This is a genomic window from Micromonospora sp. NPDC004551 (assembly GCF_040609975.1).
Lineage (GTDB): Bacteria > Actinomycetota > Actinomycetes > Mycobacteriales > Micromonosporaceae > Micromonospora.
This window is the reverse complement of record NZ_JBEXLM010000052.1, coordinates 1-22,070: the sequence shown is the minus strand read 5'-3', so window position 1 is coordinate 22,070 and position 22,070 is coordinate 1. Positions and strand designations below refer to the sequence as shown.

At 74.5% G+C, this 22,070-nt stretch carries 22 protein-coding genes and 1 pseudogene; 15 read left to right on the top strand and 8 right to left on the bottom strand.

Annotated elements, in window-relative coordinates; genetic code table 11:
* Positions 1 to 8: 8 nt before the first annotated feature.
* A complete protein-coding gene (locus ABZW14_RS33080) occupies positions 9 to 620 on the bottom strand; it encodes a LysE family translocator (RefSeq protein ID WP_355354776.1) in 612 nt (203 codons plus the stop codon).
* A 29-nt stretch (positions 621 to 649) separates the two neighbouring features.
* Here ABZW14_RS33080 and ABZW14_RS33075 point away from each other — a divergent pair, with 29 nt between their 5' ends.
* Entirely contained in the window at positions 650 to 2,125 is a 1,476-nt protein-coding gene (locus ABZW14_RS33075; protein ID WP_355354773.1) for a PLP-dependent aminotransferase family protein, read from the top strand.
* 61 nt (positions 2,126 to 2,186) lie between these two features.
* Here the strand turns inward: ABZW14_RS33075 and ABZW14_RS33070 are convergent, their stop codons facing one another.
* On the bottom strand, positions 2,187 to 3,170 hold the full coding sequence (locus ABZW14_RS33070) for a transcriptional regulator (RefSeq protein ID WP_355354770.1): 984 nt from the start codon (positions 3,168 to 3,170) through the stop codon (positions 2,187 to 2,189).
* 44 nt (positions 3,171 to 3,214) lie between these two features.
* Here ABZW14_RS33070 and ABZW14_RS33065 point away from each other — a divergent pair, with 44 nt between their 5' ends.
* Together ABZW14_RS33065 and ABZW14_RS33060 are read left to right on the top strand one after the other, a co-directional pair.
* Positions 3,215 to 3,691: a hypothetical protein gene (locus ABZW14_RS33065; protein WP_355354767.1), complete on the top strand. Its 477-nt coding sequence runs from the start codon at positions 3,215 to 3,217 to the stop codon at positions 3,689 to 3,691.
* Positions 3,691 to 4,146 carry a hypothetical protein gene (locus ABZW14_RS33060; protein ID WP_355354764.1) on the top strand — a complete coding sequence of 152 codons (456 nt, stop codon included), beginning with the start codon at positions 3,691 to 3,693 and terminating at the stop codon, positions 4,144 to 4,146. The genes ABZW14_RS33065 and ABZW14_RS33060 overlap by 1 nt, the downstream gene beginning before the upstream one ends.
* On the opposite strand, the gene ABZW14_RS33055 is transcribed toward ABZW14_RS33060, so the two are convergent.
* Complete coding sequence (locus ABZW14_RS33055) at positions 4,130 to 4,801, bottom strand: TetR/AcrR family transcriptional regulator (RefSeq protein WP_355354761.1); 672 nt, start codon at positions 4,799 to 4,801, stop codon at positions 4,130 to 4,132. The genes ABZW14_RS33060 and ABZW14_RS33055 overlap by 17 nt on opposite strands.
* Before the next feature lie 113 nt (positions 4,802 to 4,914).
* Between ABZW14_RS33055 and ABZW14_RS33050 the strand changes: the two genes are divergently transcribed.
* Genes ABZW14_RS33050 through ABZW14_RS33040 form a run of 3 tightly spaced genes read left to right on the top strand, consistent with a single transcriptional unit; the run spans position 4,915 to position 8,178 of the window.
* The gene (locus ABZW14_RS33050) at positions 4,915 to 6,411 is read left to right on the top strand and encodes an NAD(P)/FAD-dependent oxidoreductase (protein ID WP_355354758.1); all 1,497 of its coding nucleotides are present in this window, start codon (positions 4,915 to 4,917) and stop codon (positions 6,409 to 6,411) included.
* A 13-nt stretch (positions 6,412 to 6,424) separates the two neighbouring features.
* Positions 6,425 to 7,318 carry an SDR family NAD(P)-dependent oxidoreductase gene (locus ABZW14_RS33045; RefSeq protein ID WP_355354755.1) on the top strand — a complete coding sequence of 298 codons (894 nt, stop codon included), beginning with the start codon at positions 6,425 to 6,427 and terminating at the stop codon, positions 7,316 to 7,318.
* A complete protein-coding gene (locus ABZW14_RS33040) occupies positions 7,315 to 8,178 on the top strand; it encodes an alpha/beta fold hydrolase (protein WP_355354752.1) in 864 nt (287 codons plus the stop codon). The genes ABZW14_RS33045 and ABZW14_RS33040 overlap by 4 nt, the downstream gene beginning before the upstream one ends.
* Here the strand turns inward: ABZW14_RS33040 and ABZW14_RS33035 are convergent.
* Entirely contained in the window at positions 8,135 to 9,298 is a 1,164-nt protein-coding gene (locus ABZW14_RS33035) for a low temperature requirement protein A (protein WP_355354749.1), read from the bottom strand. The two genes, ABZW14_RS33040 and ABZW14_RS33035, sit on opposite strands and share 44 nt — an antisense overlap.
* Positions 9,299 to 9,451: 153 nt before the next feature.
* On the opposite strand from ABZW14_RS33035, the gene ABZW14_RS33030 reads away from it, so the two are divergent.
* The 3 genes from ABZW14_RS33030 to ABZW14_RS33020 all read left to right on the top strand — a co-directional run bounded on the left by ABZW14_RS33030 (position 9,452) and on the right by ABZW14_RS33020 (position 12,598).
* On the top strand, positions 9,452 to 10,552 hold the full coding sequence (locus ABZW14_RS33030; RefSeq protein ID WP_355354746.1) for a CapA family protein: 1,101 nt from the start codon (positions 9,452 to 9,454) through the stop codon (positions 10,550 to 10,552).
* A gap of 67 nt (positions 10,553 to 10,619) precedes the next feature.
* Complete coding sequence (locus tag ABZW14_RS33025) at positions 10,620 to 11,288, top strand: GntR family transcriptional regulator (RefSeq protein ID WP_355354744.1); 669 nt, start codon at positions 10,620 to 10,622, stop codon at positions 11,286 to 11,288.
* Positions 11,285 to 12,598: an MFS transporter gene (locus ABZW14_RS33020; RefSeq protein ID WP_355354742.1), complete on the top strand. Its 1,314-nt coding sequence runs from the start codon at positions 11,285 to 11,287 to the stop codon at positions 12,596 to 12,598. The genes ABZW14_RS33025 and ABZW14_RS33020 overlap by 4 nt, the downstream gene beginning before the upstream one ends.
* Here ABZW14_RS33020 and ABZW14_RS33015 read toward each other — a convergent pair.
* On the bottom strand, positions 12,591 to 13,010 hold the full coding sequence (locus tag ABZW14_RS33015) for a hypothetical protein (protein ID WP_355354739.1): 420 nt from the start codon (positions 13,008 to 13,010) through the stop codon (positions 12,591 to 12,593). The two genes, ABZW14_RS33020 and ABZW14_RS33015, sit on opposite strands and share 8 nt — an antisense overlap.
* A gap of 227 nt (positions 13,011 to 13,237) precedes the next feature.
* On the opposite strand from ABZW14_RS33015, the gene ABZW14_RS33010 reads away from it, so the two are divergent.
* The gene (locus ABZW14_RS33010) at positions 13,238 to 14,326 is read left to right on the top strand and encodes an S-(hydroxymethyl)mycothiol dehydrogenase (protein WP_355354736.1); all 1,089 of its coding nucleotides are present in this window, start codon (positions 13,238 to 13,240) and stop codon (positions 14,324 to 14,326) included.
* Positions 14,323 to 14,952 (top strand): MBL fold metallo-hydrolase, encoded by a 630-nt coding sequence (locus ABZW14_RS33005; RefSeq protein ID WP_355354733.1) that lies wholly within the window; start codon positions 14,323 to 14,325, stop codon positions 14,950 to 14,952. Before ABZW14_RS33010 ends, ABZW14_RS33005 begins: the two co-directional genes overlap by 4 nt.
* Positions 14,953 to 15,002: 50 nt before the next feature.
* Here the strand turns inward: ABZW14_RS33005 and tsaA are convergent, their stop codons facing one another.
* From tsaA to ABZW14_RS32990, 3 genes are read right to left on the bottom strand one after another with little or no spacing between them, the layout of a single operon-like run.
* A complete protein-coding gene (tsaA, locus tag ABZW14_RS33000) occupies positions 15,003 to 15,413 on the bottom strand; it encodes a tRNA (N6-threonylcarbamoyladenosine(37)-N6)-methyltransferase TrmO (RefSeq protein ID WP_355354730.1) in 411 nt (136 codons plus the stop codon).
* The gene (locus ABZW14_RS32995) at positions 15,410 to 16,357 is read right to left on the bottom strand and encodes a sensor histidine kinase (RefSeq protein WP_355354727.1); all 948 of its coding nucleotides are present in this window, start codon (positions 16,355 to 16,357) and stop codon (positions 15,410 to 15,412) included. The genes tsaA and ABZW14_RS32995 overlap by 4 nt, the downstream gene beginning before the upstream one ends.
* Entirely contained in the window at positions 16,354 to 17,214 is an 861-nt protein-coding gene (locus ABZW14_RS32990) for an MEDS domain-containing protein (protein ID WP_355354724.1), read from the bottom strand. The genes ABZW14_RS32995 and ABZW14_RS32990 overlap by 4 nt, the downstream gene beginning before the upstream one ends.
* 461 nt (positions 17,215 to 17,675) lie before the next feature.
* Between ABZW14_RS32990 and rho the strand changes: the two are divergent.
* The 4 genes and pseudogenes from rho to ABZW14_RS32970 form a co-directional block, all read left to right on the top strand.
* Positions 17,676 to 18,782, top strand: a pseudogene (rho, locus tag ABZW14_RS32985) (transcription termination factor Rho); the annotation flags it as partial.
* A gap of 11 nt (positions 18,783 to 18,793) precedes the next feature.
* Positions 18,794 to 19,252, top strand: coding sequence for a VOC family protein (locus ABZW14_RS32980; RefSeq protein WP_355354721.1), 459 nt, complete (start codon positions 18,794 to 18,796; stop codon positions 19,250 to 19,252).
* Positions 19,253 to 19,298: 46 nt separating this feature from the next.
* Positions 19,299 to 20,390, top strand: a complete 1,092-nt coding sequence (locus ABZW14_RS32975; RefSeq protein ID WP_355354718.1) for a DUF3626 domain-containing protein — start codon at positions 19,299 to 19,301, stop codon at positions 20,388 to 20,390.
* 216 nt (positions 20,391 to 20,606) lie between these two features.
* The gene (locus tag ABZW14_RS32970; RefSeq protein WP_355354715.1) at positions 20,607 to 21,350 is read left to right on the top strand and encodes a hypothetical protein; all 744 of its coding nucleotides are present in this window, start codon (positions 20,607 to 20,609) and stop codon (positions 21,348 to 21,350) included.
* The last annotated feature ends 720 nt before the right edge of the window (positions 21,351 to 22,070 follow it).

Here is a 22,070-nt window from a genome sequence, read left to right as displayed (position 1 = left end):
GAGGACTCCTATCGGGCGGTGAGGGCCAGGCCGAGGCCCAGGGCGAGAAAGCTGCCGGCGAAGCCGTGGCGCAGCAGCGCGGTCAGCCGGGGCCGGGCCAGCACCCGGCGGCGCAGCGCTCCGGCCAGCAGCGCGAATCCGGCGAAGACCACCAGGGTGGCCAGCATGAACACCGCGCCGCAGGCCAGCATCCGGATCGGCGCGTCCGGCGCGTCCGGCGGCACGAACTGCGGCAGGAACGCCACGAAGAAGACGGTGACCTTGGGGTTGAGCAGGTTCAGCAGCACCCCGTCGCGGAACAGCCGGCCGGCCGGTCGGGGCGGGCGGTGCTCGTCCAGCGGCAGCGGGCCGCGATCCCGCAGCGCCGCCCAGACCATCCAGAGCAGGTACGCCACGCCCAGCCAGGTGACCACGCGGAACGCCGGGGTGCCGGCGCGGAGCAGGGCCGCCAGCCCGGTCGTCGCGGCGACCAGATGCGGGACGAGGCTGAGGGTGCAGCCGGCGGCGGCCACCAGGCCGGCCCGCCGGCCGGCGGAGAGGCCGGTGGCGAGGGTGTGGATCATCCCGGTGCCCGGGGTGATCACCACGACGAGCGTGGTCAGCAGGAAGGCGATGCTCATGCGGTCCAGCCTGCGACCATAATGGTCTGATGGACAGGGCCAAACCATCGGCGGTCGAGGGGTCCATAACGGCCGGTACCGACTTCCTGCAGCTCGACGTCGGGGAGGCCCCGCCCGGCGGGCGCGCCGACTGGCTGGCCGCCCGGCTGCGGGCCGCGATCGCCGACGGCCGGGTGCCGGTGGGCGCCCGCCTGCCGGCCAGCCGGGTGCTCGCCGCCGAGCTGGGCGTGTCGCGGGGCGTGGTGACCGAGGCGTACCAGCGGTTGACCGAGGACGGGCACGTGGTCGGCCGGGGCCGGGCCGGCACGGTCGTGGTGGCCACCCCCGCCGCCGTGGTCACCCGGGCGCCGGCGCCGCGCCGCCCGCCGGAGGTGTTCGGCGCACGGCCGGACACCGGCGTCTTCGACGCGCTGCGCAACGCCCCGGCGGAGCTGGACCTCACGCCCGGCGTACCCGATCTGGCGGCCTTTCCCCGCGCGGCCTGGCTGCGCGCGGAACGCGCGGTGCTGCACCGCCTGACGCCCGCCGCCTTCGGGTACGGCGACCCGACCGGCACCTCCGCGCTGCGGCTCGCGGTCGCCACCTGGCTGGCCCGCAACCGGGGCATCCGGGTCGACCCGGCCGAGGTGGTGGTCGTGGCGGGGGTGTCCCAGGCGCTCGGCCTGCTCGCCCAGGTGCTGCACGCCGACGGGGTGCACACGGTCGCCGTGGAGGATCCCGGCTCGCTCGGCGTACGCCAGCACCTGAACAACTGGCGGCTGGAGACCCCGCCGGTGCCGGTCGACGCCCAGGGCCTGCGGGTCGACCGGCTGGCGGAGAGCGGCGCGCCGGCCGTGCTGCTCACCCCGGCGCACCAGTTCCCGACCGGCGTGGTGCTCGACGGTGACCGGCGCCGCCGGCTGCTGGGCTGGGCCCGCCGCGGCGGCCTGGTCATCGAGGACGACTACGACGCCGAGCACCGCTACGACCGCCCGCCGGTGCCGGCGCTGCGCGGAATGCTGCCGGAGCGGGTCTGCTACACCGGCAGCGTCTCCAAGCTGCTCGCCCCGGCGCTGCGGATCGGCTGGGTGCTGGTGCCGCCCCGGCTGCATGCCGACCTGGTGGCGGCGAAGCGGATGGCCGACCTGGGCAATGCCGCCCTGCCGCAGTTGGTGCTGGCCGAGCTGATGGACTCCGGCGAGCTGGAACGCCACCTGCGGCTGCTGCGCCGCCGGCACGTCCGCCGCCGGGACGCGATGATCCGGGCGGTCCGTGCGCACCTGCCCGGCGCCGTGGTGCACGGCGCGGCGGCGGGCCTGCACCTGCTGGTCACACTGCCCGGCGACGTCGACGACACGGCGCTGGCCGCGGCGGCGCTGCGCCGCGGCGTCAAGGTGCAGCCCCTGTCCTGGCACGGCCAGCGCCCGCAACCGCCCGGCCTGGTCCTCGGCTACGCCGCCAACCCCGCGTCCGACATCGACCGCGCGCTGAAAACCCTGGCGACGGCCCTGCGCGACCTCGGCTGACGACGGGTCGACAACGAGGTTCGCGTCACCGGGGAGATCGGCGCCGACGCGAACCTTCTGATCAATGGGGGGCGGGCGGGTGATAGAGGGCGGCGAGCGCGCTGGCGGTCTCGGCCAGGCGGTCGCGCAGGGTGGCGGGGGTCAGGACCTCCACCTCGGCGCCGAGCCGCAGCAGGTCGCCGTGCGCGTGGGTGAGCGACTCGATGGGTACGACCGCCCGTACCCAGCCCGCCGCGTCGGGCGGGCCGGCGCTGGCGTCCACCGCGGCGACGACCGCGTCGCTGGCGACCTCGCGCAGCCGCTCCCGGCCCCGAGTCGAGAGCCGGATCGTCGCCTCGTCGCGGTGCAGGCCGGCCCGGAAGGCGACCACGTGCGCCCGCCACCAGGCCGGCAGGTCGAACTCCGGCCGGTCGAACGGCTCGTCCAGCGGGGTCAGGTCGAGGATCTGGTTGACCCGGTAGGTGGCGGGCTCGGCGCGGTCCGGGCGGGCGGCCACCACGTACCAGCGGCCGCCCTTGAGCACCAGCCCGTACGGTTCGAGGACCCGGGTCACCTCGCCGTTCCAGCTCCGGTAGCGGACCCGGACCCGGTGCTCCCGCCACACCGCCTCGGCCGCGGCGGCCAGGTACGGCGACGGGTCGCCGTCGGAGTACCAGCCCGGGGTGTCCAGGTGGAACCGCTGCTCCAGACGGGCGGCCCGGTCAGCGAGCGGCGGCGGCAGCGCGGCGCGCAGTTTGAGCTGCACGGTGGCCACCACCGACTCGTAGCCCAGCTCGGCGGCCGGCCCGGGCAGCCCGGCGAAGAGCAGCCGGTCGGCCTCCTCGGCGGTGAGCCCGGTGAGCCGGGTCCGCCAGCCGTCGACGAGCCGGTAGCCGCCTGAGTGCCCGGCCTCGCCGTAGAGCGGGATGCCGGCGGCGTGCAGCGACTCGACGTCGCGGTAGACGGTGCGTACCGAGACCTCCAGCCGCCGGGCCAGCTCGGCGGCGGTGAGCCGGTCGTGGGCCTGGAGCAGCAGCAGGATGGACAGGAGACGACTGGCCCGCATTCCACTGACACTAGCTGTCAGGGGAGTGGTCCTACTGTCCCGGCATGGCTTTCCACGACAAGGAACTGACCGTGCCGGGGACCGTCGAGGTCGCCGGCCGGCACGTCAAGCGCTACCACATCGACCAGCCGGACCGCCGCCTCGAACCGGAGGTGATCGAGGCCGCCTACGCGTACCTGCCGAAGCTGCTTCCCGCCCCGGACGGCGGCACCCCGCCGGCCGGGTGGGTGGTGCTGCACCGGGGCGCGGACACCGGCGCGTACCTGCTGGCGTACAGCTGGTTCTTCGACAACGTGGTGGAGTGCCGGATCGCGATCGCCGGCCAGCCCGCGCTGGACTGCCCGGACGACGACCCGGCGCACTTCGTCCCGCTGGAACGCCCGGGCGTCGGCTGCGTCTGGGAGCTGGGCGTGCTGGAGCACGAGCGGACGGCCTGGATCCGGCACGTGCTCGCCCCCGACCGGCCGGACCTGGCCGGCTACCTGGCCGACCACCGGGCCGAGGGAAAGGTGGGTTTCTGATGAGCGACTTCGACTTCTTCGTCGGCAGCTGGGACGTGACCAACCGGCGGCTGGTCAAGCGGCACGTGGGCAGCGACGAGTGGGACGAGTTCCCCGGCACCTCGGTGGCCCGCTCGTTCTTCGACGGCGCCGGCAGCTTCGACGAGATCCGCTTCCCGACCCGGGGCTTCTCCGGGTCGACGGTCCGCATCCGCGACGCGGAGACCGGGCTCTGGTCGATCTACTGGATGAACAGCAGGCGCGGGGTGCTCGAACAGCCGCCGATGGTCGGCCGGTTCGTCGACGGCGTGGGCACGTTCTACGCCGACGACACCGACGAGGGACGGCCGATCCGCTGCCGGTTCATCTGGTCGCGGATCACGCCCACCTCCTGCCGCTGGGAGCAGGCGTTCTCCACCGACGGCGAGCGGACCTGGGAGACCAACTGGGTCATGGACTTCACGCGGACGGGCTGACCGGCGGGGTGGTGGTCCGGTAGATCGCGGTCAGCCAGACGTCGAGCAGCACGTCGACCACGTCCCGCTCGGCCACGGCCGGCCCGTCGCCGGCGAAGGTCGCGTACCACACCCGCTCGTTCATCGAGTTCAGCGCGATGGCGAGGTCCCGGGCGGGCAGCCCGTCCGGGGCCGCGCCACGCGCGCGTTCCCCCTCGATGGCCGCCTCGACGGCGCGTACCCAGCGTTCGAGGACCTCGGCCCAGAGCCGGCGCACCTCGGCGTTGGTGCCGCGCACCTGGGCGCAGGCCAGCACGACGTCCCGGTGGCCGCCGAAGGTCGCGTGGAACCGGGCGATGAGTTCCCGCCAGCGGGCCCGCGGGTCCTCGGCGAGCCGGACCAGCACGTCGCCCGCGGCGGTGTTGGCCTCCTCGGTCACCCGGTCGAGCAGGGTGAGCAGCACCGCGTCCTTCGACGGGAAGTAGAAGTAGAAGGTGGGCCGGGAGATGCCGGCGCCCCGGGCCAGGTCGTCGATGGAGATGTCGCCGAAGGGGCGCTGCCGCAGCAGCCGCTCGGCGGTGGCCAGGATGGCCACCTCCCGGTCGTCGCCGGTGGAGCGGCCGGGTCGCCGCCCGCGCGTCGGCGCGGTGCCGGTCGGCGTACGGGCGGGTGTCATGTCGGCCGATGTTACACCCGCTCGACACCGTGTCGATTCCACTCGACATGGTGTTGACTGGCGTCGACGGGGCTGGATAGTGTCCGTCCACTGCCGGCCGAACGGGAGATGCCATGGCCTCCGACCACGTCGACGTCCTCATCGTCGGTGCCGGGCTCTCCGGCGTCGGCGCCGCCGTCCACCTGCAACGCGAGTGCCCCGGCAAGACGTACGCGGTGCTGGAGGCCCGGGCTGCCGTCGGCGGCACCTGGGACCTGTTCCGCTACCCGGGCATCCGCTCCGACTCCGACATGTTCACCCTCGGCTACTCGTTCAAGCCGTGGACCAACCCGAAGGCGATCGCCGACGGCGACGCCATCCGGTCCTACGTCCGGGAGACCGCCCGCGAGTACGGCGTGCAGCAGCACATCCGCTTCCACCACCGGGTGGTGCGCGCCGAGTGGGACAGCTCCACCGCCCGCTGGACCGTGCGCGCCCGGCGCGACGACACCGGCGAGGACGTGGTCCTGACCTGCGGCTTCCTGTTCACCAACTCCGGCTACTACCGCTACGACGAGGGCTACACCCCCGAGTTCCCGGGCGTCGAGCGCTACACCGGCCGGCTCGTGCACCCGCAGCACTGGCCCGAGGACCTGGACTACGCCGGCAAGCGGGTGGTGGTGATCGGCAGCGGCGCCACCGCGGTCACCCTGGTCCCGGCCATGGCCGAGCGGGCCGCCCACGTCACCATGCTCCAGCGCTCACCTACGTACGTCATCGCATTGCCCTCCCGCGACCCGTTCGCCGACGCGGCGCGGCGCCGGCTCCCGGCGAAGGCCGCGTACGCGGTGACGCGCTGGAAGAACGTCGCGCTGGGGGTGGCCAACTTCCAGCTCAGCCGGCGCGCCCCGGGCCTGGTGAAGAAGTTCCTTCGCCGGGCCGCCCGGGGAAGGCTCCCGGTCGGCTACGACCTCGACCGGCACTTCTCGCCCCGCTACAACCCCTGGGACCAGCGGCTCTGCGTGGTGCCCGACGGGGACCTGTTCGCCGCGCTCAGCGCCGGCACGGCCGAGGTGGTCACCGACACCATCGACACCTTCACCGAGCAGGGCATCCGGCTCACCTCCGGCGCGGAACTGCCCGCCGACATCGTGGTCACCGCCACCGGCCTCAACCTGCTCGCCCTCGGCGGGATGACCCTCGTGGTCGACGGCGCCGAGATCGACCTCGCGAAGACCGTCGCCTACAAGGGCATGATGCTCTCCGGCGTGCCGAACTTCGCCATGACCATCGGCTACACCAACGCCTCCTGGACGCTCAAGGCCGACCTGGTCGCCACGTACGTGTGCCGGCTGCTGCGCCACCTCGACGTCACCGGCCAGCAGATCGTCACGCCGCTCGCCCCGGACACGGACGACCTCGTGCCGATCATCGACCTCCGGTCCGGCTACGTGCTGCGCGCCGTCGACCGGCTGCCCAAGCAGGGCCCGGCGGCGCCCTGGCGGCTGCACCAGAACTATCCCCGCGACGTGCTGCTGATGCGCCACGGCCGGGTCACCGACTCCGGCGTGCGCTTCTCCCGCGCGGGCACGCCCGCCACCGTCGCCGACCGTCCCGCGCCCGTCGCCTGACCCGAGGAGCGCCATGCGTGACTTCGTCTTCCCCGGCGGCACCGCGGTGCTGACCGGCGCGGCCAGCGGCATCGGCGAGGCCCTGGCACACGGGCTGGCCCGGCGCGGCGCCGACCTGGTCCTGCTCGACCGGGACGCCGAGCGGCTGGACGCCGTGGTCGCCGCCATCCGCGCCGCGCACCCCGACCGGCGGATCGAGACCCACCTGGTCGACCTCGCCGATGCCGAGGCCACCGACCGGGTCGCCGCCGCGATCCTCGCCGCCCACCCGCGGATCCGGCTGCTGGTCAACAACGCCGGCGTGGCGCTGGGCGGCCGGTTCGACCAGGTCACCCTCGACGAGTTCCTGTGGGTCGTCGACATCAACTTCCGGGCCGTGGTGCGGCTGACCCACGCGCTGCTGCCCGCGCTCAAGGCCGAGCCCGGCGCCCACCTGGTCAACGTGTCCAGCCTGTTCGGGCTGATCGCGCCCGCCGGGCAGGCGGCCTACTCGGCCAGCAAGTTCGCGGTACGCGGCTTCACCGAGGCACTGCGGCACGAGCTGGTCGACGACGGGGTCGGGGTCACCTCGGTGCACCCCGGCGGCATCCGTACCCGGATCGCCAGCAGCGCCCGGGTCGGCAGCGGCGTGTCCGTCGAGGAGTACGAGGCCGGCCGCAGGCAGTTCGAGAAGCTGCTCTCCATCGCTCCGGCCAAGGCCGCCGAGGTCATCCTGCGCGGGGTCGAGCGCCGCCGTGGCCGCGTGCTGATCGGCTGGTCGGCGAAGCTGCCCGACCTGCTCGCCCGGGTCGCCCCCGCCGGCTACGGGACGGTGCTGGCCCTGGGGATGCGCCCCCGCCCGGCCCGGGTTCCGGCGCCGCGGCCGGCCACGGAACCCGTCGCGCCGGACCCGGGACGGCCGGCGTGACCCTCGCCCTGCCGCCGGCCGACGAGCTCACGGTCGCCGGGCGGCGGATGCGCTGCCGGATCGCCGGCGACGGCCCGACGGTGGTGCTCCTGCACGGCATCGGCCGGACCCTCGAGGACTTCGCCGACCTGCACGCGGGGCTGGCCCGCGACCACCGGGTCCTCGCCATGGACCTGCCGGGGCACGGCGGCTCCACGCCGCTGGACGAGCGGCACAGCCTGCCTACCCTGGCCGCGGCGGTCGCCGGGTTCCTCGACGCGGCCGGGATCACCGGCCCGGCGCACCTGGTCGGCAACTCTCTCGGCGGGGCGGTGGCCATGCGGCTCGCCGCCGACGCACCGCACCGGGCCGCCAGCCTGGTGCTCGTCAACAGCGCCGGCTTCGGCCGGGAGGTGACCTTCGCGCTGCGGTTGCTCGCGCTGCGGCCCCTCGCCCGGCTGCTGCTGCGCCCGCACCCGGCGGTCGCCCGCCGCACGGAGCGCGCGATCTTCCACGACCCGGCGTACGTCACCGAGGCCCGGATCGCCACCGCTCTGGCCGCGGCGCGGCAGCCGCACGCCGCCCGGGTGATGCTGGAGGTGGTCCGCAGCCTCGGCACCTGGCGCGGCGTACGCCCCGAGTGGCGCGCCGAACTGCTCGACGCGGTGGCCGCGCTCGGCCTGCCCACCCTGGTCGTCTGGGGCGACCGGGACCTGATCCTGCCCGCGGCGCACCTCTCGTACGCGCGGTCCCGGCTGCCCGGTGCGCAGGGCCACCTGTTCCGCGACACCGGTCACATGCCGCAGATCGAGCGGGCCGCGGAGTTCGAGGCCGTGGTCAGGGCGTTCTGGTCGCCGTCCGGTGCCGCAGGACCAGCGTGACGGCCACCAGGACGACCAGCACCCCGGCGATCAGGTCGACCGGCGCGAACAGCAACGGCGTCACCAGCACCAGCACCGCCGCGCCGGGGAACAGCACCAGGCCGGCGCCGTGCTTGGCCGGCAGGTGCAGCGCCCAGAGGGCGACCAGGAAGACGGCGACCGGCACGGCGACCGCGTAGCCGGCCGTCCGGCCGGAGACGTGCCCGGTATGCAGGTCGTGGTCGACCGCCACGGCCAGCCCGGCGCCGACGGCGGCCACCGAGCTGAAGGCGAAGTAGTGGCCGTAGCCCCAGAACAGGGCGCCGCGCACCGACGCCGGCGGCAGCGGGTCGGGCCGGTCGAAGTAGAGCCACCAGATCGCGAAGACGATCAGCGTGCCGGCGGCGGCCAGGGACCACAGCTGCCCGTTGCCCGCGTCCAGGCCGCGCTGGATCGCCACCGACGTGGAGAGCACCACCTCGCCCAGCACGATGAGGGTGAACAGCTGGTACCGCTCGGCGATGTGGTGCGGGTGCCAGGTGGTCTGCCGGTGCCGTTCGCCGAGTATCGGCACGAGCAGGTCGGCGGCGACCAGCACGACGAACGCGGGCGCGAGCCACACGTGCGGCAGGAGGAGCCGGAGCAGCCAGCCGGCCTGCACCACGGCCACGCCGATCGCGAAGGTCAGCGCGGTGGCCCGGTGCGCCGGATCGCCGGCCGCCGCCCGCAGCCAGTTCACCGTGGCGGCCAGCCGCATCACCACGTAGCCGTAGGTGATCGTGGTGAAGTCGGCGTCGGCGAAGGCGCGGGGAACGCCGGAGGCGAGGATCAGCGCCCCGGCGATCTGCACCAGCACGGTCAGCCGGTAGACGTCGTCGTCGGTGTCGTAGGCGGAGGCGAACCAGGTGAAGGTCACCCAGGCCCACCAGATCGCGAAGAAGACGCTCAGGTAGCTGACCAGGCCGTGCCCGACGTGCCCGTCCGCGACGTCGTGGTGCAGGCCCTCGGAGGCCAGTGCCACCGCGACCACGAAGCACAGGTCGAAGAAGAGCTCCAGCGGGGTGGCCGACCGGTGCGCCTCGTCGCGCCGGCGGGCCCGCATGGGGCGGTACCAGGCGCGGAAGGACGTGGTGCTGGTCAAGCGGTGCTCCTCGCCGCCGGCCGGTCAGCTGCGTCCACACGATAACCAGCCCGGCCGCCCCGGTCCGCCGGCTCGGCGAGCCCGGCGGAGAGGGGCGGGACGAGCCCGGCCCGGCTCACGCGTGGCCCGGCGTACGGCGGGAACACCCCCGGCATGGCCGAGGTGACGCTCTTCCTCGCCGGTGACGTGATGACCGGGCGGGGCGTGGACCAGATCCTGCCCCACCCGGGTTCGCCCGAGCTGCGGGAGGAGCTGGTCACCGACGCCCGCCGGTACGTCGCGCTGGCCGAGTCCGTCGCCGGCCAGGTGCCGCGCCCGGTCCCGCCCGAGTGGCCGTGGGGCGAGGCGCTGCGGCTGCTCGACGCGGAGCGACCGCAGGCGCGCATCGTCAACCTGGAGACGGCGGTGACGGCTCGCGGGGAGCACTTCCCCGGCAAGGGCATCCACTACCGGATGCACCCGGCGAACCTGCCGTGCCTCACCGCCGCCCGGCTCGACGTGTGCGCCCTCGGCAACAACCACGTGCTGGACTTCGGGCCGGCCGGGCTGGCCGACACCCTGGACGGGCTCGGTGGCGCGGGAATCCGGACCGCCGGCGCCGGCCGGGACGCGGAGGAGGCGTGGCGGCCCGCGGTGGTGCCGCTGGCCGGGGACCGCCGGCTGCTGGTCTGGTCGGCGGGCGCGGTGTCCAGCGGGGTCTTCCCGCAGTGGGCGGCGGCGGCCCATCGGCCCGGCGTGGCGTACCTGCCGGAGGTGTCCACGGCGACTGCCGGCGCGCTCGCCGAGCGGATCGCGCGGGCCGTGCGGCCGGGCGACCTCGTGGTGGTGTCGGTGCACTGGGGGACCAACTGGGGCCACGAGGTGCCGGACGAGCACGTGGCGTTCGCGCACGCCCTGGTCGACGCCGGGGTGCACGTGGTGCACGGCCACTCGTCCCACCATCCCCGCGCGGTCGAGCGCTACCGGGGCCGGCTCATCCTCTACGGCTGCGGCGATCTGATCGACGACTACGAGGGGATCGGCGGGCAGGAGGCGTACCGGCCGGAGCTGCGGCTGCTGCACCTGGCCACGCTCGACGCCGCCACCGGGGAGCTGCGGCGGCTGCGTCTCATCCCGGTCCGGATGCGCCGGATGCGCCTCCAGGCCGCGACGCCCGCCGAGGCCGGCTGGCTCGCCGACCTCCTCGACAGGCTCGGCCGGCCCTCCGGCACGCGCTTCGTCCGCGCCCCCGACGGCGCGCTCACGCTGCGCTGACGTGTCGTGGGCCACGTCCGGCCGGGTGCGTGGCGGTGCCCGGCGAGCTCCGGCGCATCATAGATACATGACGCATCCCACCCCGGTCCACGGCGCGCGCACGGCCGGACCGTCCGCCGCCGAGCGGGCGTACCAGCACCTCAAGCGGGCCATCCTGGAGCAGGTCTACCCGGGCGGGCTGCTGATCAGCGAGGGGGAGATCGCGGAGGCGACCGGGGTGTCCCGGACACCGGTCCGGGAGGCGCTGCTGCGCCTGGAGGCCGAGGGCCTGGTGAAGCTCTACCCCAAGCGCGGCGCGCTGATCCGGCCGGTCTCCGCCCGGGAGATCGCCGATGTCATCGAGGCCCGCCGCCTGGTCGAGCTGCACGCCGCCGAGCAGGTCTGGCCGCGCCGGGCCGCCATCCGCGACGACCTGGCCCGCTGGCTCGACGAGATGCGCCGGGCGCACGCCGCCGGCGACGTCACCGCGCTGATGGCCGCCGACCGGGCCTTCCACGCCACCGTGGTCGAGGCGGCCGGCAACGAGATCCTCGCCGAGCTGTACCACCGGCTGCGCGACCGGCAGCTGCGGATGGGCGAGGCCAGCTTCCGGCTGTCGCCGGGTTGGGCCGAGGTGGCCCTCACCGAGCACGCCGGCCAGCTCGCCGCCCTCGACGGCGACGACCCGCGGGTCTGGCTCGACGCGGTCGGCGCGCACATCGACAACGCCGCGACCGTGCTGCGGACCCTGCGGTGAGCGCGACCCCCCGCACGGTCGCCCCGCGCCGCTCCGCGGCCCTGGTCTTCGCGGTGGCCGTCACCGCGTACGTGGCGGCGGTCTTCCACCGCAGCTCGCTCGGCGTCACCGGGGTCGATGCGGCGGATCGCTTCCACATCAACGCCGCCGCCCTGGCCACCTTCAGCGTCGCGCAGCTCGCCGTCTACGCGGCCATGCAGGTGCCGGTCGGGGTTCTGCTCGACCGGTTCGGCTCCCGGCGGCTCCTGCTGGCCGGCGGCGCGCTCATGGTGGCCGGGCAGCTCTGCTTCGCCGTGGCCACCGACGTCCGGCTCGCCGTCGCCGCCCGGGTGCTGGTCGGCCTGGGCGACGCCATGACCTTCATCAGCGTGCTGCGCATCGTGGCCTTCTGGTTCCCGGGCCGGCGCAACCCGCTGCTGGTGCAGCTCACCGGCACGATCGGGCAGCTCGGCGCGGTGCTCGGCGCCGTACCCCTGGTGGCGCTGCTGCACCACGCCGGCTGGACGCCCGCGTTCCTGACCGCGGCGGCGCTCGGCGCGACCGTGGTGCTGCTGGTGCTCGTCGCGGTCCGGGACACCCCGCACGCCGAACACACCACGGCGCTCGCCCCGAACCTGGCCACCGTACGCCGGCAGCTCGCCGACGCCTGGGCGCAGCCCGGCACCCGGCTGGGCCTCTGGACGCACTTCGTCACCCAGTTCTCCGGCTCGGTGTTCGCTCTGCTCTGGGGCTACCCGTTCCTGGTGCAGGGGCAGGGCTTCTCGCCCACCGCGGCGGCCGGCCTGCTCACCCTGATGACCATGGTGACCCTCGTCTGCGGCCCGGTGATCGCGCACCTGTGCGCCCGGCACCCGTTCCACCGTTCGGCCGTGGTCTTCGCCATCACCGCCGGCACCGCCGCCGTGTGGGCGGTGGTGCTCGCCTGGCCCGGCCGCGCCCCGCACGGGCTCCTGGTCGCTCTCGTGGTCGTCCTCGCGGTCAACGGTCCCGGCTCGGTGATCGGCTTCGACTACGCGCGCACGTTCAACCCGGTGCACCGCATCGGCAGCGCCACGGGCATCGTCAACGTCGGCGGCTTCGTCGCCTCGATCCTGCTGATCCTGGCGGTCGGCGTGGTGCTCGACCTGGCCACCCCAGCCGGCCGGAGCACGCCGCCGCTGTCGGCGTTCCGCTGGGCGTTCGCCGTGCAGTACCTGCTCTGGGGGCTGGGCGCGGTGCAGGTGCTGCGCTACCGCAACGCCGCCCGCCGCCGCTACGCCGCCGACGCCGCGCTCGTGCCGGCCGCCGCCGTGGCCGGTCCGGTCACGTGAACCGGCGCTTGTGGGCCAGCGAGTCCAGCATCAGCGTCAGCCCGGCGGCGACCAGCCAGCTGTCCTTGGCCAGGCCGATGCCGGCCTGCGACGGCTTGAGGCTGTTCGCCTCCCGCATGCCGGGGGTCTTCAGGTAGAGCTGCACGAGGCCGAGCCCGAAAGCGGTCAGCCCGGCGCCGGCCAGCAGCGACGGCACGAACGGGGTGAGCAGGGCGGCGCCCAGCGCGATCTCGGCGCGCGAGAGCAGCTTGGCGAACTGGTCGGGCGGGAACTGCCGCAGCTGGGGGATCGCACCGACCGCCATGCCGTGCATGCCGGCGGCGGCCTCGCCTTCCAGCGACCGCTTGGACAGCCCGGAATTCAGGATGAACGCGCCGATGCTGATCCGGAGCGGCGCATGGGTCAACTTCATGATCACTCCCGTGGGTGCCGGAGAACCGGGCCACCGCGTACCCCGCGACGCGCCGGATAACCGCCGGCGCTGATCAGCGGTAGTTTCGACGCACAGCGAACGACGGAGGGCACCGTGAGCGCGAGGAGTGAGCCGGGTTTGCGAGCCCCGCAGTCGCGAACGACGGAGGTTACCGTGAGCGCGAGGCCGGGTTTGCGAGCCCCGCAGTCGCGAACGAAGGAGGAAGTGTGAGCCAGGAAGTCCGGGGAGTCGTGTCGCGGCGCAAGGGTGCGCCCGTGGAGGTCACCACCATCGTGGTGCCCGACCCGGGGCCGGGCGAGGCGGTGGTGCGCGTCCAGTCCTGCGGGGTGTGCCACACCGACCTGCACTACCGCGAGGGCGGCATCAACGACGACTATCCGTTCCTGCTCGGCCACGAGGCCGCCGGCGTCGTGGAGCAGGTGGGGGAGGGGGTCACCGACGTGGCCCCCGGCGACTTCGTGGTGCTCAACTGGCGGGCGGTCTGCGGGCAGTGCCGCGCCTGCCGGCGGGGCCGCCCCTGGTACTGCTTCAACACCCACAACGCCGCGCAGCGGATGACCCTCACCGACGGCACCGAGCTGGCCCCGGCCCTGGGTATCGGCGCGTTCGCCGAGAAGACCCTGGTGCACGCGGGGCAGTGCACGAAGGTCGACCCGTCCGCCCGGCCCGCCGCCGTCGGCCTGCTCGGCTGCGGCGTGATGGCCGGCCTCGGCGCGGCCATGAACACCGGCAACGTGACCCGGGGCGACTCGGTCGCGGTGATCGGCTGCGGCGGGGTCGGCGACGCGGCGGTGGCCGGCGCGTCGCTGGCCGGCGCGACGACCATCATCGCCGTGGACACCGACTCCCGGAAGCTCGACTGGGCGCGCAAATTCGGTGCCACGCACACCGTCAACGCCTCCGAGGACGACCCGGTCGAGGCCATCCGCGCCGCGACCGGCGGGTTCGGCGCCGACGTGGTGATCGACGCGGTGGGCCGGCCGGAGACCTGGAAGCAGGCCTTCTACGCCCGTGACCTGGCCGGCACCGTCGTGCTGGTCGGCGTGCCGACCCCGGAGATGACCGTCGAGCTGCCGCTGCTGGACGTCTTCGGCCGGGGCGGCGCCCTCAAGTCCAGCTGGTACGGCGACTGCCTGCCCAGCCGCGACTTCCCGATGCTCACCGAGCTGTACCGGCAGGGTCGTCTCGACCTGGACGCGTTCGTCACCGAGGAGATCGCCCTCGACCAGGTCGAGGAGGCGTTCACCCGGATGCACCACGGCGACGTGCTCCGGTCGGTGGTGGTCTTCCCGTGACCGCCCGCGTCGACCACACCGTCACCTCCGGCACGTTCTCGCTCGACGGCCAGACCTTCGACGTCGACAACAACGTCTGGGTAATCGGCGACGACACCGAGTGCGTGGTCGTCGACGCGCCGCACGACGTGGCCGCCATCCGCGCCGTGATCGGCGACCGCCGGGTGGTGGCGATCCTGGCCACCCACGCGCACGACGACCACGTCCGGGTCGCACCCGAGCTGGCCCGGGCCACCGGCGCGCCGGTGCTGCTGCACCCGGCCGACCGGGTGCTCTGGGATCTGGTGCACCCCGACACCCCGCCCGACGGCGACCTCACCGACGGACAGTCCGTCGAGGTCGGCGGCACCATTCTCCGGGTGCTGCACACGCCCGGCCACAGCCCGGGCGCGTGCAGCCTCCACGCCCCCGACCTCGGCGCGGTCTTCACCGGCGACACCCTCTTCGCCGGCGGTCCCGGCGCGACCGGCCGCTCCTACAGCGACTTCGGCACGATCGTCGAGTCGATCCGCACCCGCCTGCTCACCCTGCCGCCGCAGACCGTCGTCCACACCGGACACGGCGACGACACCACGATCGCCGCCGAGGCGCCCCACCTCGACGAGTGGATCGCCCGCGGCCACTGACGCGCGGACGCGCCCGGCCGGGCCCGCGGCCCGGCCGGGCGCGACGGGCCTCAGCGCTCGCCGTCGAGGACCGGCTTCACATCGAGTACGGGCGTGCCGTCGACCGCCTCCAGGTCGGCCACCCGCAGCCGTACGCCGTCCACGGCGAGCACCCGCACCCGGTGCAGCCCGACCGGGTTCGGCCGGTGCGGCGAGCGGGTGGCGAACACGCCCGTCTCGGGCCGGGACACGTCCCCGCGTGGGTGCACGGCGAGCACGTCCCGCCGGGCCCGGTCCAACCAGGTCAGCACCAGCACGTCCGCGCCGGGCCGAAGCCCGTCCAGCGCCCGGGCGTACGCCTCGTCGAAGACCAGCCACGCCTCCGGGGCGCCCTCGTCGCCCTGCTTCGGCGCCGCCGCCGGATCGCTCAGCGGCGACTCGACCCGGCCGACCGGACGCAGCAGTGGTTCCGTTCCCGTCACGATGCCTCCCGGAGCATGTGCAGCCGGACGGTGGTGCCGGCCGCGGTGGTGTGCAGCAGCACGAGGTCGCACAGGGCGTGCACGATGACCAGTCCCCGCCCCCCGATGCCGTCGCGCGCGGGGACGAGCCGGCCGGCGAGCGGATCGGCCAGCCAGCCGTCGTCGTGGATCTCGCACACCAGGTGCCGGTCGGTGTGCCACGCCTGGAGGGTGCCGGCGCCGCCGGCGTGCGCCACGCTGTTCGTGGCCAGCTCGGTGACCGCGATCTGGAGGTCGGCCACCCGGTCGGCGGCCAGCCCGGCGGCGCGGGCGTGGTCGGCGACGAACCGCCGGACCTGGGGCAGCGTCGCCAGGTCGTAGCGGAGCATCCCGACCCGGTCGGCCGGCGCGGGCAGCGGCTTGTTGTGCCGCTCGGTGACCGCCTCCGGGGCGTAGCCGGCGATGCGGCGGGACCCGCCACGCTCGACCAGGAGCGGGTGCGTGCAGCGAGCCTCGGCGAGCACCGCGGGGTCGAGCCGTCCCGCGTCGTACGGGCAGAGGATGCGCGCCGCCCGGCCCGCGAAGGCCCAGTTGATCGCGGCCTCGTGCTGGGCGCAGGCCCGGTACTCCTCGGCGGTGCGCCCGGCCCAGACCGGCTCGCCGATGATCCGGACCGGCCGGTCGGGATGACGGTCGGTGAACGCCTGGAGCACGCACGGGATGATCCGGCCGGGGTTGCGCCCCACGTCGGTCATGTCGGCCCAGCCGACGGCGTCGCCCGCCGCGCCGAGCGCCGCGCGGATCAGCGCCAGCTGCGGGCCGGGCGTGGCGACCAGCACCGGATCGCCCGCGGCCAGTCCTTCCTGGACGAACGGCACGGTGACCGCGAGCAGGCTCGCGGCGTCGGTGTAGAAGGCCAGTTCGTGCTGGAACCCGACCGGTGCCGGGCCGGCGGGCGCGCTCATGCGTGCTCCGTCGTCGGCACGCCGTCGAGCAGGTGCAGCAGCCGGTGCAGCGCGGGCCGGCACCCGACCAGCCGGATGCCGGTGGCGCTGGCCCGGTCGGCCCGGACCAGCGCGGTGGCGGCGCCCACGTCGGCGAAGCTCAGCTCGGAGACGTCCAGCACCGGCGGCCGTCCCGCCGCACGCTGCCCGGCCGTCACGTCGTCGAGCACCGCGGTGAACGCCTCCCGGTTGCTCTGGTCCACCTGCCCCACCAGCCGCAGCCCCGGCGGGTCGGTCGTCCGGTACGCCCGCAGCAGCGGCGCCCAGGTCCGCGCCTCGTGCGGCCCGGCCGTGCCCGGATGGGCGGCGGCGAGGGCGCGCAGCGCGTCGGCCGGGAAGAGTCGCCGGTCGTACAGGCACAGGCCGGCGACCCGCCCGTCGAGGAAGAGCGGGTTGAGCGCGGTCTCGTACCGGCGCAGGTCGTCCAGGCTGGCGCCGCCGCGCAGCACCCACGCCATGTCACCGGCCAGCCGGATGCCCGGGTAGCCCTCGTGCCGCGCGCGGTCGATCTCGTCGACCACGACGGCGACCATCGTCTCCGGCACCGGCCGGGAGCCGGTCGGATACGCCTCCAGGGCCGGCACGTTGCGCCGCCGGCCCGCCGCCACGGCGGCTTCGGTCGGCACGCCGACGGCGTCGACGCGGGCGCGCACCGCCTGCGGCGGCGAGGTCTCGGTGAAGCAGACGACCTTGTGTCCGAGGCGCAGGCCGGTGGCGGCGAAGCGGCCGACGACGTCGAGCGCGACGCTCTCGTCGTCGTGCGTCCAGCAGACGTGGTCACCGAGGCGGACCTGGTCGACCACGGTCGTAGCAGTCACGGTGCTGGCCTTCCCGGTCGGCGCGTCCCTCACTGTAACGCCGACCGAGGTGCCGACCGAACCGGCGGCGATCCGCTTGTCGGCGGCGGCTCGCCCGGGGTAACCTGCCGATGGACCCGGATGCCGGCGCAGCGCGCCACCCGGAGTCCACTCTCCGAAGGCGTAAACGTCTCCGCGCATGCCGCCGGTCCGGCGGCCGTCACGCAGACCACCGCCACCCCACACCCGGCTCGGGCTCTCCAGCACTCCGGCTCTCGTTTCGGCGCCGCGGCGCCCGGCACCTCGACCGCGCACCAGCGGCGGCGAGCTGCGGCCTCGACCTCGACCGCGCGCCGCCCGGGCCGTGGGATCCCGCGTCCTCCGCTCACCATGCCGCGAGCCGATCGCTCGCCTCCCCGCGCCCGTTCCGATCGGGACGGCCACTTCTCGAAAGGCACTCGATGACCGCAACCTCCGCGCCGCTCCCGGTGAGCGGCATCGTCGACACGGTCGACGGCCACGCCCTGCTCCGGGTGGGCGGCTACCTGCCCTCCGCCGCGGACGCCCACCTCACCGCCGGCCAGCTGCGCCGGTACGGCCTCCGCCGCGGCGACCTCGTCACCGGGGCGGTCGCCGGCACGCCCCACAAGGGCCGCCACGCCCCACTGGTCCAGGTCGACACCGTCAACGGGACGACCCCCGAACAGGCGCGCCACCGACCGGACTTCCACCGGCTGACGCCCATCCACCCGCACCGGCGGCTGCGGCTGGAGACCGAGCCGCACATCCTGACCACCCGGGTCGTCGACCTGGTGATGCCGATCGGCAAGGGCCAGCGGGCGCTGATCGTCTCGCCGCCGAAGGCGGGTAAGACCATGGTGCTGCAGGCGATCGCGAACGCGATCACCCGCAACAACCCGGAGTGCCACCTCATGGTGGTGCTGGTGGACGAGCGGCCGGAGGAGGTCACCGACTTCACCCGGTCGGTGAAGGGCGAGATCGCCGCGGCCACGTTCGACCGTCCGCCGCAGGACCACACCGCGGTGGCGGAGCTGGCGATCGAGCGGGCGAAGCGCCTGGTCGAGCTGGGCCACGACGTGGTCGTGCTGCTCGACTCGCTGACCCGGCTGGGCCGCGCCTACAACCTGACCGTCCGCTCGGCGGGCCGTACCCTCTCCGGCGGCGTGGACGTGGCCGCGCTCACCCCGCCCAAGCAACTGCTCGCCGCCGCCCGGGCGGTCGAGGAGGGCGGTTCGCTGACCGTCATCGCCTCGGCCCTGGTCGAGACCGGGTCCGCCGCGGACGGCCTCATCTTCGAGGAGTTCAAGAGCACCGGCAACGCCGAGCTGAAGCTGGAGCGGGCGCTGGCCGACCGGCGGACGTTCCCCGCCGTCGACGTGCGGGCCTCCGGCACCCGGCGGGAGGAACTGCTGCTCACCGACGTCGAGCGGGAGCGCCTGCGGCTGCTGCGGTCCGCGCTGTCCACGCTGGACCGCCAGGCCGCCCTGGAGCAGCTGCTCCGCCAGCTCGCCGCCACCGGCGGCAACGCCCACCTCCTGGCCCGCCTGGGCGCCGCGACCCGCGGCTAGGATCTTGGGTCATGGACACTCCCGACGGGCCGCCCACCGTACGCCAGTTGCGTCTCGTCGTGGAGGCCGAGGACTACGACGCCGCGGTCGCCTTCTTCCGGGACGCGCTGGGCCTGCCGGAGCAGGCGGCGTACTCCGGGGGCGACGGCGCCCGGGTGGTGATCCTGGAGGCGGGCCGGGCCACGCTGGAGCTGGCGAACCCCGCGCAGAAGCGGCTGATCGACGAGGTGGAGGTCGGCCGCCAGGTCGCCCCCCGGCTGCGGGTGGCGTTCGAGGTGGACGACAGCCGGGCGGCCACCGAGCGCCTCGTCGCGGCGGGCGCCACCGAGGTCGCGCCACCGACGGTCACCCCGTGGCAGTCGCTCGACGCCCGCCTCGACGGCCCGGCGGGCCTGCACCTCACCGTCTTCCAGGAGCTGCGCGACCCGGCGGAGCGGGAGACCCTGGACGGCTTCGGCACCGGCGGCTGAGAATCCGGGTCGCACACCGCCGGCGGGCCCGGCGATACTCGGGCGCGTGTCCGACGTGATCCTGACCCCCGCACAGGCCGCCGCCCTCCGCCATGTCGGCGCCGCCGCCCTCCGGGACCGGCCGGCGGCGCTCACCGTCATCGCCCGGCACCTCGCCGGCTCCGGGGCCGCGTACCGCCCGGAGGAGATCGTCGCGGCGGTCGCCGCACACGGCCGGCTGACCCTCAACTTCCATCCCGATCGGCTGTTGCGCGACGGCCGGACGGTGGCCGAGGCGCTCGACCAGGAGGACGTCTACCGCAGCCAGTTCGAGACCGGCGTCTCCAACGGCGGGCTGACCGCCTTCCCCGGCGGTGACCGGGACCGCTGGGAGGAGACGCTGTTCGGCGGGGCGTACCAGCGGCCCGGTGTGCCCCCGGCGGAGCGTCCGAAGTACGGCGGCCTCAACCTGCTCGACCACCCAGACGGCGCCTGCCCCCGGTTCGGGTCCTGCCACCTGCGGCTGCGGCCCGCGGCGCTCGCGCGCGCCACCTTCAGCTTCGGTGACAGCCACACCGAGCCGAAGGACCTCGGCACGCTCGCGGTGTTCGAGCCGGTGCTCGCGGCCCTGCTGGAGGCCACCGCCGCGACCGGCATCAGCCTCGGCGTGGCCGGCATGGACACCGGCACCCTCCTGCGGACGCTGCTGCGCCGCCGCGAACGGGCGTCCGACGCGGCCGGCCGGGCGCTGGACGACTACATCGAGGCGCAGGTGCACGGTGAGCTGAGCCTGGCGCGGGACGTCGAGGCCCTGGTGGTCGACCCGTCGTTCCGCGGCACCGAGGAGGGGCGGATCCTCGCGGCGATCGCCCGGCGGCACGGCTTCCCGCTGCGCTGGCACACCGGTTTCGAACTGCCGGTCGACGGGGTCGACGCGGAGTTCCGCGGGCCGGCCATCCCGCCGCTCGCCGCCCGGGTGCACGCCGAGTTCGCCCGGCCGGGGGAGCCGGTGCACGCCGCGCTGATCGGCCGGGCCGCCGCCTCCGTGGTACGCGAGCCGCAGCGCTGGGCCGACCGCGGGCCCACCGAGGTGACCCTCCAGCACCTCAAGCAGCTCTGGCACGTCCTGGTCCGGTTCGGCGTACCCGCGGCCGTCTAGGCCCTCTCCGCCGCGCTCGTACGCGTCGTCCCCGCGCGTCCCGAATGCCGGGTGACCTGGGCCGCAGCCAGGGCCGCCTCGGGCATTTCCGGAATGCCCGACACGTCGAGCGGGTTGTGTCCCCCGTACCGCCGGGACGTAAACCCGTACCGGTCAGTAGTTCCCCCGAGGGGCGCTCACCCCGGAGCGCGTCGTAACGACGAAAGGGCAACCATCGTGAAGCAGCACTTCACTCGATGGCTCCCCGCCATCGCGAAGACCGCCATGGCGCACACCGCCACCGTGAAGACCGCCATCGCCACCAGCCCGAACCGCCGTACCGCGCTGACCGTCGCGGGCGTGGCCTGCCTGGGCGGACTGGCGTTCGGCCCGACCGCCGTCGCCGCCCCGGTGACCAGCGGCCCGCACGCCGGCGCCCTGGCCGCCATCGACCTGGCCACCGGCAAGAAGACCGCCACCGAGACGGTGAAGTCCGACCTGACCACCGGCGGCGACAAGGTGCCCACCAAGGCCGACCAGCCCAGCCGCGAGGAGCTCATCCCGCGCGGTGTCGAGGGCGCCCAGTCCCGCATCCCGCTCGACGGCGCGCAGCTGGACAACGCCAAGGCCATCGTGAAGGCGGCCAAGGAAACCGGTGTCGGGGAGCGGGGCGCCGTGATCGGCGTCGCCACCTCCCTGCAGGAGTCGAAGCTCTACAACCTCGGCCACCTCGGCGACTACAACGACCACGACTCCGAGGGCCTGTTCCAGCAGCGCCCGTCGTCCGGTTGGGGCACGCCCGAACAGGTCACCGACCCGGACTACGCCAGCAAGGCGTTCTTCAACGCCCTGAAGAACGTCGGCGGCTGGCATGACCTGCCGCTGACCGCCGCGGCACAGACGGTCCAGGTGTCCGCCTTCCCGTACGCGTACGCGCAGTGGGAGGAGCAGGCGGCGGACATCGTCCAGCAGCTCTGGTGACAAGACTTCAACGAAGCGGCCGGCCCCTCACGGGGCCGGCCGCTTCCGTCTACCCGGGGTTCGGCCCGATGTCCCCGCGTGTCCGGTTCGCGCCCGAGCTCGCCTGCTGAGTGGAACGCTATGTATCTCTCCGGGGCCCGGATACACACATAGCGTTCCACTGACGGGCTCTCTGCCCTGCGGGGCCAGGACACCCCGGCGGAAGTGTGTCCGTCCCGGCCGGAAGGCGGGCCGAGGCATCACGGGGCTGTTGACTCGTTCACGTCATCAAGTTTGTAGCGGCGTTCAGGAGCACTGCACCCGCTGGGCTCCCGGGGGTGCGTGTGGGGCGGTGTGTCCGTTTCGCGGGTGACCGGGGGCACCCTGGTGGAGGAATGGCTGGTGGGCGGGGGTCGTTATACCCGGTGCACGACCGAGGACCACGCCCCGCCCTGCGGGGTGGCCGGCCGCCCACCGAGGTGGGTGTGCCGGGCCTGGAATGATGGCGGGCCCCCGGTCGTTGTACATGGTCCCGGCGCGACGAAGAGGCCCCGCCTCGCGCGCCGGATGATCCCCCCTGAGACTTTCCCCCCTTCAGAGCGCCTGACGGTGCTTGCGCACATCACCCCAGCCGACCCCCGTCGGTGTGTGTGCGCCAACCCCCGAATGGAGCTACCCCCATGAACACGATCTTCCGTAAGAGTGTGCTGGGTATTGCTGGTCTGGCTTTCACCGGTGGTG